Origin of the sequence: Curtobacterium sp. HSID17257 (assembly GCF_003989515.1) — a bacterium.
Classification (GTDB): Bacteria; Actinomycetota; Actinomycetes; order Actinomycetales; family Microbacteriaceae; genus Curtobacterium.
The window spans coordinates 1-11,532 of sequence record NZ_RBLU01000102.1 but is presented as its reverse complement, the minus strand read 5'-3'; the positions used below and the strand labels follow the sequence as shown (position 1 = coordinate 11,532).

The 11,532-nt window shown below is 73.1% G+C and carries 9 protein-coding genes and 1 tRNA gene; 7 read left to right on the top strand and 3 right to left on the bottom strand.

Annotated elements, in window-relative coordinates; genetic code table 11:
• The 3 genes from D8M35_RS13205 to D8M35_RS13195 form a co-directional block, all read right to left on the bottom strand.
• Positions 1–2,416: non-ribosomal peptide synthetase (locus D8M35_RS13205; RefSeq protein ID WP_126892272.1), on the bottom strand; the 2,416-nt coding region annotated here is incomplete at its 3' end.
• Between the two features lie 309 nt (positions 2,417–2,725).
• Positions 2,726–2,797 (bottom strand) — tRNA-Arg (locus D8M35_RS13200).
• A gap of 135 nt (positions 2,798–2,932) precedes the next feature.
• Positions 2,933–3,505: a hypothetical protein gene (locus D8M35_RS13195; RefSeq protein WP_126892271.1), complete on the bottom strand. Its 573-nt coding sequence runs from the start codon at positions 3,503–3,505 to the stop codon at positions 2,933–2,935.
• 72 nt (positions 3,506–3,577) lie between these two features.
• Between D8M35_RS13195 and argS the strand changes: the two genes are divergently transcribed.
• The 7 genes from argS to D8M35_RS17105 all read left to right on the top strand — a co-directional run.
• Positions 3,578–5,248 (top strand): arginine--tRNA ligase, encoded by a 1,671-nt coding sequence (gene argS, locus D8M35_RS13190; protein ID WP_126892270.1) that lies wholly within the window; start codon positions 3,578–3,580, stop codon positions 5,246–5,248.
• 92 nt (positions 5,249–5,340) lie between these two features.
• Positions 5,341–6,096 carry an LmeA family phospholipid-binding protein gene (locus D8M35_RS13185; RefSeq protein WP_126892269.1) on the top strand — a complete coding sequence of 252 codons (756 nt, stop codon included), beginning with the start codon at positions 5,341–5,343 and terminating at the stop codon, positions 6,094–6,096.
• A gap of 77 nt (positions 6,097–6,173) precedes the next feature.
• The gene (gene lysA, locus D8M35_RS13180; protein WP_126892268.1) at positions 6,174–7,574 is read left to right on the top strand and encodes a diaminopimelate decarboxylase; all 1,401 of its coding nucleotides are present in this window, start codon (positions 6,174–6,176) and stop codon (positions 7,572–7,574) included.
• A gap of 55 nt (positions 7,575–7,629) precedes the next feature.
• Positions 7,630–8,949, top strand: coding sequence for a homoserine dehydrogenase (locus D8M35_RS13175; protein ID WP_126892267.1), 1,320 nt, complete (start codon positions 7,630–7,632; stop codon positions 8,947–8,949).
• Between the two features lie 50 nt (positions 8,950–8,999).
• Positions 9,000–10,079 carry a threonine synthase gene (gene thrC, locus D8M35_RS13170; RefSeq protein ID WP_058749850.1) on the top strand — a complete coding sequence of 360 codons (1,080 nt, stop codon included), beginning with the start codon at positions 9,000–9,002 and terminating at the stop codon, positions 10,077–10,079.
• 32 nt (positions 10,080–10,111) lie between these two features.
• A complete protein-coding gene (thrB, locus tag D8M35_RS13165) occupies positions 10,112–11,068 on the top strand; it encodes a homoserine kinase (RefSeq protein WP_126892273.1) in 957 nt (318 codons plus the stop codon).
• A 177-nt stretch (positions 11,069–11,245) separates the two neighbouring features.
• A partial coding sequence (locus D8M35_RS17105) for a Rho termination factor N-terminal domain-containing protein (protein WP_238638228.1) occupies positions 11,246–11,532 on the top strand: 287 nt, incomplete at its 3' end.

Here is an 11,532-nt window from a genome sequence, read left to right as displayed (position 1 = left end):
GTTCCCCGTCGGGGACCCGGTCGGTGACGGCGGAGCCGGGCTCGACCTCGGCACCCGCGCCGACGTGGGCTCCGGGGAGCAGCGTGGAGCGGCTGTGCACCACCGCGTCGGCGTCGACGCGCACGTGACCCAGGCGGAAGACGTCCCCGTCGACCCAGTGCCCGGCGAGGTCCACCTCGGGTTCGATCGACGCACGCTTGCCGACGCTGAGCATCCCGGTGACGGGCGGCAGGGTGTGCAGGTCGACGTCGCGGCCGATGCGGGCACCGAGCGCGCGGGCGTAGTAGCTGATCCACGGGGCGCCCGCGGTGGACGGGCCGTCGACGGCCTCGGCGACCCGTTCGGCGAGCCAGACCCGGACGTGCACCGACCCGCCCCGCGGGTGGTCGCCGGGGCGGACGCCGACGAGCAGCAGCCGTGCGAGCACCACCGTGACCGCCATCTTGCCGATCGGCGTGACGAAGAGGAGCAGCGCGACGACGAGGGCCCACCACGGCAGGACCGGCAGCACCGGCAGGGTCGTCGCGTGCAGGACCGCCGCGACGAGCGCCGTCCAGGTCAGGACGCGCAGGCCCCGCAGCACCTGGACGGGCAGCCCGAGCAGCGTGAGCAGCAGGCCGGTCGTCGGTGGGACCGGGCGCACGGGAGGCCGCGCGGCCGCAGCGGGACCGGCGTCGTCGAGCGCGTCGGCGAGGGCGCCGATGCGGGGGTGGTCGTACACGTCCGACACGGTCGTGGTGGGGAAGCGCTCGCGGATCGCCGACACGAGCTGTGCGGCGGTGAGTGACCCGCCGCCGTGCGCGAAGAAGTCGTCGTCGACGCTCGTGACCGGGACCCCGAGGATCGCGGACCAGCGCTCCGCGATCCACGCCACGGTGTCGGGCAGCAGCGCCGCGTCCGTCGCCCCGGGCAACGGCCAGGGGAGCGCTGCGCGGTCGACCTTGCCCGAGGTCCGCGTGGGCAGGGCGTCGACGACGGCCAGGAGCGGTACGAGGGCGGCGGGCAGTTCCTCGCGCAGGCGGGCGTTCGCCGCGGCGGTGTCGATCTCGGTGCCGGAGACGGGGGCGACGTATCCGACGAGCACCTGGTTGCCGGCCGGTGTGCGCTGGACGACCGCCGCGCCGCCGGCGACTCCGTCGAGGCCCTGCAACGCCGCGTCGACCTCCCCGAGCTCGATCCGGCGACCGCCGAGCTTCACCTGGTCGTCGGCGCGGCCCTGGAAGACGAGACCCTCCGGTTCGTAGCGGACGAGGTCACCGCTCCGGTACGCCCGGTCCCACCCGAGCTCGGGGAACGGTGCGTACTTCTCGGCGTCCTTCGCCGTGTCGAGGTACCGGCCGAGTCCGACCCCGCCGATCACGAGCTCGCCGACACCGCCGGGCGCGACGCGCTGCCCCTGCTCGTCGACGACCGCGAGGTCCCACCCGTCGAGCGGCAGCCCGATCCGCACCGGCTGGCTGCCGTCCATCAGGGACCCGCAGGCGACGACGGTCGCCTCGGTCGGGCCGTAGGTGTTCCAGAGCTCCCGGTCGCGCGAGGCGATGCGGGCGGCCAGCTCGGGCGGGCAGGCCTCGCCGCCGAAGACCACCAGGCGCACCTGCTCCAACGCGTCGTCGGGCCACAGTGCGGCGAGCGTCGGGACCGTCGACACGACGGTGATCGTGTGCGCGATGAGCCACGGGCCGAGGTCGACCCCGGTGCGGACGAGCGACCGCGGTGCCGGCACGAGGCACGCACCGTGCGCCCACGCGAGCCACATCTCCTCGCACGAGGCGTCGAACGCGACGCTGAGACCGGCGAGCACGCGGTCGCCCGGACCGAGCGGGGCGCCCTGCAGGAACATCCGCGCCTCGGCGTCGACGAACGCCGCGGCGGAGCGGTGCGTCACGGCGACGCCCTTCGGCACCCCCGTCGAACCGGAGGTGAAGATCACCCAGGCGTCGTCGTCGGTGGTCGGGGTCGCGGCCCGCGCGTCCGGGTCGACGACCGGTGCGGGCGCGGCGTCCGGCGCGCCGCTCGACCGCAGGACCCCGCCGGCGCCGATCACCCCGAAGACGGCGGCCTCGCCGAAGACCAGCGCGGCGCGTTCCTCGGGGTCGTCCGCGTCGACGGGCACGTAGGCGGCGCCGGCGGCCAGCACGGCGAGGATCGACAGGTACAGGTCACGGGCACCCGAGGGGATCCGCACGCCGACACGGTCGCCGCGGCACACCCCGCGCGTGGCGAGGTCGTCGGCCTGCTCCCGGACCAGTCGGAGGAGCGTCGCGTAGTCGAGGGAGCCCGCGGGGTCCTCGAGTGCGAGGGCGTCGGGCGTGGCGCGTGCGGTCGCCTCGAGGACGTCGACCAGGGTGCGGGGGTCGGGTGCGTACTGGCCGCGGGCGAGGGGTGCCTGGGTGTCCGTGGTGCCGGTGCTCATCGGCGCGGATCATACTGACGCCGGGTGTCGCCCCCGCGAACGAGGAGTGGCCGGCAGCCTGGCGGCCCATCGAGCAGGACCTGACGGACGCGACCACGGGTGACGGTCGCCACAGGCGACATCGCGCGCGGCCGATCGAGCCCGACGTGGGGGACGCAACCACGGGGGACGGTCGCCGAAGGCGACATCGCGCAACGCAGACCGAGCCTGACGTGTCGGACGCGACCTCGGGGGAAAGTCGCCGAAGGCGACATCGCGCGCGGCCGATCGAGCGAAGCGAGAACGTCCGCTTGCGCGGGAATGTGACTGTGCCCCCAGGAGGATTCGAACCTCCGCCCCTGCCTCCGGAGGGCAGTGCTCTATCCCCTGAGCTATGGGGGCTCGTGGGTGAGATCAACCGTAGCAGGTCCCGCGAGCCGGTCCCGACAGCGCGTGTCGCGTCCGTGTCGCGACCACCGCCGGACGGGAGGCACGGCACCGGCCCGCACCGCGCCTCCCGTCCGACCGGTGGTGGCGTCAGCCCGCCGGGCTGGCCGACGCGGACGGCTGCAGCACCGCGCGCACCGCGTCCACGACGGGCTGCGCTCCGCCCGGCTCGGTGTAGAGCGTCGACTCGGTGGTGATCCAGTAGGGGTCGGGGAAGGCGTCCGCGCGGCCGACGCCGTCGTCGAGCGCGTAGTACCCCTCGACGCGGTAGGTCGGCACGGAGCCGCCGCGCTCGTAGAGGGCGTCCTTCAGGGTCGTGAGCGACTTCTCAGGCAGGTGCGCCACGGCGAGCGTGATCGTGGTCGAGGGGTCGTCGGTGGCGACGAGGTGGCAGACCCGACCACGCTGGCGCGCGATCGTCGCGGCCGGCGTGCCCTTCGCGGGCGTCCACGACGTGTCCAGCTCGAAGGTCTTCCCGTAGACCGCGAGGGTGCTCGTGGGGAGCAGCTCGGCGCACGTCTGCCGGACGGCGGTGCCGATCGGGGTGGGACTCGCGCTCGGAGCCGCGTCGCCGGACCCGCCCGTGCACCCGGCCAGGAGGACGGCGGCGGACACGGAGAGCAGGGCGACGGTGATCGCCCGGGCACGGCTGCGGGAGGTCATCCAGCCATGATGCTGCACGGCGTCCGGCACCGGCCCGCGAGGCACCTGGGCGTCCCGGTAGACTCGACCCTCGTGACTCCTGCCGAACTCTCCGCCGCGTACCTGTCGATCCTGACCGGGATCGTCGAGCGACGAGGTGCGTCCGACACCGTGACGATCGGGGAGTCCCACGTGGCCCTCGAGCGGCCGAAGAACCGTGCGCACGGCGACTGGGCCTCGAACGCGGCCATGCAGCTCGCGAAGCGCCTCGGCACGAACCCGCGTGAGCTCGCGACCGAGATCGCCGGCGAGCTGACCGAGCTCGACGGCGTCGCGTCCGTCGACGTCGCCGGCCCCGGCTTCATCAACATCACGCTCGAGGCCGCCGCCGCCGGTGAGATCGCCCGCACGATCGTCGACCAGGGCGTCGCGTTCGGGCACGGCGACCTGTACGAGGGCGTGTCGATCGACCTCGAGTTCGTGTCCGCGAACCCGACCGGTCCGATCCACATGGGTGGTGTCCGCTGGGCCGCCGTCGGTGACTCGCTGGCCCGCGTGTTCGAGGCCCAGGGCGGACTCGTCACCCGCGAGTACTACTTCAACGACCACGGTGCGCAGATCGACCGGTTCGCCCGGTCGCTCGTCGCGTCGGCGCTGGGGGAGCCCACGCCGGAGGACGGCTACGGCGGTGCGTACATCGGCGAGATCGCGGCGCGCGTCATCGCCACGCTGCCCGCAGGCACCGACGTCCGCGACCTGCCGCGCGACGAGGCCCAGGAGCTCTTCCGCCGCGAGGGCGTCGAGTTCATGTTCGCCGACATCAAGTCCTCGCTGCACGACTTCGGCGTCGACTTCGACGTCTACTTCCACGAGAACTCGCTGCACGAGTCGAAGGCCGTCGAGCGCGCCATCGAGCGGCTGCAGTCCCTCGGCAAGATGTACGAGGCCGAGGGGGCGCTCTGGCTCCGGACGACCGACTTCGGCGACGACCGCGACCGCGTCGTGATCAAGTCGGACGGGCAGCCGGCGTACATCGCGGGCGACCTGGCGTACTACCTCGACAAGCGCGAGCGCGGGTTCGAGCGGAACCTGATCATGCTCGGCGCGGACCACCACGGCTACGTCGGCCGCATGATGGCGATGTGCGCGGCGTTCGGTGACGAGCCCGGCAAGAACCTCGAGATCCTCATCGGCCAGATGGTGAACCTGCTCAAGGACGGCCAGCCCTTCCGCATGTCGAAGCGCAACGGCACGATCGTGTCGATGGAGGACCTCGTCGAGGCGGTCGGTGTCGACGCCGGTCGCTACGCCCTCGTGCGGTTCGCGAGCGACACCTCGATCGACATCGACCTCGACCTGCTCACGAAGCGGACCAACGACAACCCGGTCTTCTACGTGCAGTACGCCCACGCCCGCACGCAGTCGGTCGCCCGCAACGCTGCGGCCTCGGGCGTCGACCGCTCGGCGTTCGACGCGTCCCTGCTCACGCACGAGACGGAGAGCGCGCTCCTCGGCGCCCTCGCCGAGTACCCGCGCGTGGTGCGTCAGGCCGCCGAGCTCCGCGAGCCGCACCGCATCGCGCGGTACATCGAGCAGCTCGCCGGGCTGTACCACCGCTGGTACGACTCCTGCCGCGTGACGCCGCTCGGCGACGAGGCCGTGTCGGACCTGCACCGCACCCGACTCTGGCTGAACGACGCCACCGGGCAGGTCGTCCGGAACGGCCTGGGCCTGGTCGGTGTGAGCGCGCCCGAGCGCATGTAGCTGCTGCGGCGCGCCCGGCGCCCGCAACCCGCCCACCGGGCGCACACCGCGCCTCCAGGCCGGCCACGGGGAGCACCTGGCAGGGTGGGACGATGTCCTCCGCCACCGCGCCCTCCCGGAAGCGCCGTCGCTGGCCCGTCGTCCTCGTCGTCCTGGTGCTCGTGCTCGCCGCGCTGGTGGTCGTCGCCGAGTTCGTCCTGCGGGGCGTCGTCGACCGGATCATCGCGGACCAGGTCGAGCAGTCCCTGCCGGAGGGTGCCACCGGCGAGGTCACCGCGCACGCCGAGGGCATCGTCCTCCCGCAGCTGCTCGCCGGCACGCTCGACCGCGTCGACATCACCTCGGACCGCCTGACCGTCGACGGTGTCCCGCTCGCCGCCGACGTCACCGCACGCGACGTCCCGGTCGACGGCAAGGGCGACGTCCACGACGTCGACGGCCACGTGACCCTCGCCGCGACGAGCGTGAAGGACCTGGCGAAGTACAGCCCGCTGTTCGAGCGGCTCCGGCTCGTCGACGACGGTGTCGAGCTCTCCGGGTCGACCGCGGTGCTCGGCTACGACATCAGCTACGCCGCCACCGGCGACGTGGTCGCGCAGCAGGACGGCCGCGGCGTCACCATCACCCCGCAGAGCGTCCGCATCACGAACTCAGCGCTCGGCCTGCGGGTCGACAGCATCCCGGGCGTCACGGGCGTCCCGGTGCAGGTCTGCACGGCGCAGTTCCTCCCGGAGCAGCTCCGGGTCCGGTCCGTCGACGTCACCGCCGAGCAGGCCACCGTCCGGGTCACCGCGGACGCGCTGCCGCTCACCGAGCAGGGACTCCGCACGGTCGGCAGCTGCGGCTGACGCCCGTGCGTCGGGCTCGTGGACGGTGGCGTAACACCGGCCTGGAGGCCCGCCCCGGCTCGGTAGGATCGGGTCCCGTGAGCGCCAACCCCCTTGCCCCGCCGCGGCTGCGGTTCCCCGCCGACGCCTCCGCGCTGACCGCGCGGATCTGGCCGGCGTCCGCGACGCGGACGGACGACGGCGAGCTCGCGGTCGGCGGCATCACGGCGTCGGACCTGGTCGCCCGGTTCGGTTCCCCGCTCTACGTCGTCGACGAACGCGACGTCCAGGCCCGCGCAGCCCGGGTCCGCACGGCGTTCACCGAGGCCTTCGCCCGGATCGGCACGCGGGCGCACGTCTACTACGCCGCGAAGGCGTTCCTCACGACCCAGGTCGCCGCGTGGATGACCGGTGCCGGACTCCGCCTCGACGTCTGCACCGCCGGCGAGCTCGCGGTCGCGCTGGCCGGGGGTGCGGACCCGGCGCTGCTCGGCTTCCACGGCAACGACAAGTCGGACGCCGAGATCGCCCGTGCCGTCGAGGTCGGGCTCGGCACGATCGTGCTCGACAGCCACGAGGAGATCGGCCGCGTCGCGCGTGCGGCCGCCCACGCGGGCACGGTCCAGCGCGTGCGCATCCGGATCAACAGCGGGGTGCACGCCTCGACGCACGAGTACCTCGCCACCGCGCGCGAGGACCAGAAGTTCGGCATCCCCCTGTCCGAGGCCGTCGACGCCGCGGCCGCGGTCCGGTCCGAGCCGTCGCTCGCGTTCGTCGGGCTGCACTCGCACATCGGCTCGCAGATCTTCGACGAGTCCGGCTTCCGCGAGGCCGCGCGACGGCTGATGGACGTGCACGCCGAGCTGGTGGCGTCCGGCCCGGTGCCGGAGCTCAACCTCGGCGGCGGCTGGGGGATCGACTACACCGAGGCGGACGAGGCGTTCGCGCCCGAGGACGTCGCCGAGGCCCTCGCCACGATCGTCGCCGACGCCTGCACGGAGCGGGGCATCCCCGTGCCGGAGATCGCCGTCGAGCCCGGTCGGTACATCGTCGGCCCGGCCGGCACGACGCTCTACCGCGTCGGCACGATCAAGCCCGTGACGCTGGAGACCGAGGACGGCTCGTCGGCGACGCGCACGTACGTCTCGGTCGACGGCGGCATGAGCGACAACGCCCGGCCAGCGCTGTACGGCGCCGACTACACGGCCCGGCTCGCCCGCAGCTCGGACGCCCCGGCGGTCCTGACGCGCGTGGTCGGGAAGCACTGCGAGTCGGGCGACATCGTGGTGAACGACGAGTACCTGCCCGGCGACGTGCACCGGGGCGACCTGCTCGCCGTCGCGGCGACCGGCGCCTACTGCTGGTCGCTCGCGAGCAACTACAACCACGTCGGCCGTCCGCCGGTCGTCGCGGTCGCGGACGGCACAGCCCGTATCCTCGTCCGTGGCGAGTCGATCGACGACCTGCTCGCTCGCGACACGGGGGTCGTCGCCGGCTGACGCCGCTGACCCCGACCGACCGGGCTGCCGCCCGCCCCACAGGAATGCGCACCACATGATCGAATACCGCAACGTCCGCGTCGCGCTGCTCGGAGCCGGCTCCGTCGGTTCCCAGGTGGCGCGCCTGCTCCTCGAGCACGGCGACGAGCTGGCCTCGCGTGCCGGTGCCGGGCTCGAGCTCGTCGGCATCGCGGTGCGGGACCTCGACGCGCCCCGTGACGTGGACCTGCCGAAGGAGCTCTTCACGACCGACGCGCAGTCGCTCATCCTCGGCGCGGACATCGTCGTCGAACTGATCGGCGGCATCGAGCCGGCGCGCACCCTGGTGCTCCAGGCGCTGCAGTCCGGCGCGGACGTCGTGACGGGCAACAAGGCGCTCCTCGCCACGCACGGGCCGGAGCTCTTCGCCGCGGCCGAGCAGGTCGGTGCACAGCTCTACTACGAGGCCGCGGTGGCCGGTGCGATCCCGATCATCCGCCCGCTGCACGACTCGCTCGCGGGCGACCGCATCGAGCGGATCATGGGGATCGTCAACGGCACGACGAACTTCATCCTCGACCTGATGGACCGCGAGGGCTCGACCTTCGAGGCCGCCCTGGCGACCGCGACGGAGCTCGGGTACGCCGAGGCCGACCCGACCGCCGACGTCGAGGGCTACGACGCCGCGCAGAAGGCCGCGATCCTGGCCTCGCTCGCGTTCCACACCTCGGTGCCGCTCGCCGCCGTGCACCGCGAGGGGATCACCTCGGTCACGATCGAGCAGGTCCGCGCCGCACGCAAGGCCGGCTACGTCGTGAAGATCCTCGCGACCGCCGAGCGCCTCACCGACGAGGACGGCGTCGAGGGCGTCAGCGCGCGGGTCTACCCGGCGCTCGTGCCGGAGTCGCACCCGCTCGCGAGCGTGCACGGGGCGAAGAACGCCGTGTTCGTCGAGGCCGAGGCCGCCGGTGACCTCATGTTCTACGGCGCCGGTGCGGGTGGCGTCGAGACCGCGTCGGCCGTGCTCGGTGACCTGGTGTCGGCCGCTCGTCGGCACGTCATCGGCGGCCCGGGCATCGCGGAGTCGACCCAGTCGGCCCTGCCCGTCTTCCCGATCGGCACCGTCCGGACCCGCTACCAGATCACGCTGCACGTGGCCGACGCCCCCGGCGTGCTGTCGACCGTCGCCGGCGTGCTCGCGGCGCACGGCGTCAGCGTCGAGACCGTCGAGCAGTCCGCCGCGACCGACCCGGGCGACGGCAAGGCCGGCACCGCGACCCTCGTCATCGGCACGCACCTCGCCCGCGAGTCCGACCTGGCCGCCACGGTCGTCGCCCTCCGGAACGAGGACGTCGTCGTCGAGATCACCAGCGTCCTGCGGGTGGTCGGGGCCTAGCCCCCGCACCGTCCGTCCCCGACTGCACAACACCGAACAAGGAGAGCCTGATGGCCCACCAGTGGCAGGGAGTCCTGCGCGAGTACGCCGACCGTCTCGACGTCACCGAGGCGACGCCCGTCGTGACCCTCGGCGAGGGCGGCACGCCGCTCATCCCGGCCCGACGCCTCTCCGAGCGCACCGGTGCCGAGGTGTACGTCAAGTTCGAGGGCATGAACCCGACCGGGTCGTTCAAGGACCGCGGCATGACGATGGCGATCTCGAAGGCCGTCGAGCACGGCGCGAAGGCCGTCATCTGCGCCTCGACGGGCAACACCAGCGCCTCGGCCGCCGCGTACGCCACCCACGCGGGCATCACCGCCGCGGTGCTCGTGCCCGAGGGCAAGATCGCGATGGGCAAGCTCAGCCAGGCCGTCGCGCACGACGCCCAGCTGCTGCAGGTGCAGGGCAACTTCGACGACTGCCTCGACATCGCGCGCGACCTCGCGGCGAACTACCCGGTGCACCTGGTCAACTCGGTCAACAACGACCGCATCGAGGGCCAGAAGACGGCCGCGTTCGAGGTCGTCGACGTGCTCGGCGACGCCCCGGACTTCCACTTCCTGCCGGTCGGCAACGCGGGCAACTACACCGCGTACTCCCGCGGGTACCGCGAGGACGTCGCCGCCGGCCGCTCGACGAGGATGCCCCGCATGTTCGGGTTCCAGGCGGCCGGATCCGCACCCATCGTCTCGGGCGAGGTCGTCCGTCACCCGGACACCATCGCCTCCGCCATCCGCATCGGCAACCCGGCGTCGTGGCAGTACGCGCTCGAGGCGCGCGACGAGACCGACGGCTACTTCGGCGCGATCACCGACGAGGGGATCCTCGCCGCGCACCGCATCCTGTCCGCCGAGGTCGGCGTCTTCGTCGAGCCCGCGTCGGCGATCGGTGTCGCCGGTCTGCTCGAGCGTGCGGACGCCGGTGTCGTCCCGCAGGGCGCGAAGGTCGTCATCACGGTGACGGGCCACGGCCTGAAGGACCCGCAGTGGGCCCTCCGCACCGAGGACGGCGGCGAGGTCGCCCCGACGAGCGTGCCGGTCGACACGAAGTCGGTCGCCGAGGTGCTCGGACTGGTCGGCTCCGCGTGAGCGTCGACCGCTCGTCCGGACCGGGGGAGGGCGTGACCGCCCGCAGTGCTGTACCGGCCGGACGGGCGGTCCGTGTGCGGGTCCCGGCCACCTCCGCGAACCTGGGGCCCGGCTTCGACTCGCTCGGCCTGGCGCTGTCGGTCTACGATGAGGTCGTCGTGCGCGTCCGCCCGGAGCCCGGCGCGACCGTGACGGTCGAGGGCGTCGGTGCCGGTGAGGTCGCCACCGACGAGTCGAACCTCGTGGTGCGGGCCGTCCGCCGTGGCCTCGAGCACGCCGGGGTGGAACAGCCCGGGCTCGAGCTGCACGCCGTGAACGCGATCGCGCACGGACGCGGCATGGGCTCGTCCGCCGCGGCGATCGTCGCCGGACTGATGGCGGCCCGTGGCCTGCTCGAGGGGGTCGTCGACCTCGACGCGTCGACGCTCCTCACCCTGGCGACCGAGATGGAGGGCCACCCCGACAACGTCGCACCGGCGCTGTTCGGCGGCCTGACGATCGCGTGGATGACGGCCGAGGGTCCAGCGGTCAAGCGCCTGCTCGTGCACCGCGGTGTCTCGCCGGTGGTCTTCGTGCCGGCCTCGACGCTGTCGACGAAGCTCGCCCGGTCCCTGCAGCCCGCGAGCGTGCCCCACGAGGACGCCGCGTTCAACGTGTCCCGCTCGGCGCTGCTCGTCGCCGCCCTCATCCAGAGCCCGGAACTCCTGCTCGCCGCGACCGAGGACCGGCTGCACCAGTCGTACCGCGCCAGTGCGATGCCGGAGACCGACGCGCTGATCGGCCTGCTCCGGCAGCACGGTCTCGCCGCGGTGGTGTCCGGAGCGGGTCCGAGCATGCTGGTGCTGGGCAGCGACCCGTCGCAGCGCCTGACCGCGGCCGACCTGGTGTCGCGACACGCGCAGTCCGACTGGCGGGCGCTCATGCTGGCCGTCGACCTCGGTGGTGCTACAGTGGTGCCGCACTCGGCGCTCGAAGCCGATCCAGCGTAGGCGCACAGGCCGATCCGAACCGGATCCGTCGGCGCTGGCGCAGGGTCCGGTGCGCGGGGGCACTCTCTTTCAGATCACCGAATCCCGGTCCGTCGTCTGAACGGCGGTCGCAGCGCACCCATGCGCCGGGACGGTGGAAACTCTCCGCGTTCTGCGGTTCGAAAGGAAACACCGACCTTGACGAACGTCAACGACTCCACCCAGGTGGAGATCCCCAGCGACCTGCGCGCGCTCCGCCTGCCGGAGCTCCAGCGCATCGCTTCCTCGCTCGGCATCACGGGGCTCTCGAAGCTCCGCAAGGGCGACCTCATCGCCTCGATCGAGGACAAGCGTCCCGCGACCGACATCCGCTACGACGGGAAGAACCGCGCCACCTCGGTGACCCTGCCCGCCCCGGACGGGGTGAGCAGCGCCTCCCGGCCGCAGAAGACGTACACCTACGGTGAGGAGGATGCAGCAAGGAA

What these genes read in the sequence shown, in the direction of transcription:
- D8M35_RS13195 (WP_126892271.1), bottom strand. Translation starts at nt 3,505, where the DNA reads ATGACCTCCCGCAGCCGTGCCCGGGCGATCACCGTCGCCCTGCTCTCC.
- D8M35_RS13185 (WP_126892269.1), top strand. Translation starts at nt 5,341, where the DNA reads ATGTCCTCCGCCACCGCGCCCTCCCGGAAGCGCCGTCGCTGGCCCGTC.
- D8M35_RS13175 (WP_126892267.1), top strand. Translation starts at nt 7,630, where the DNA reads ATGATCGAATACCGCAACGTCCGCGTCGCGCTGCTCGGAGCCGGCTCC.
- thrC (WP_058749850.1), top strand. Translation starts at nt 9,000, where the DNA reads ATGGCCCACCAGTGGCAGGGAGTCCTGCGCGAGTACGCCGACCGTCTC.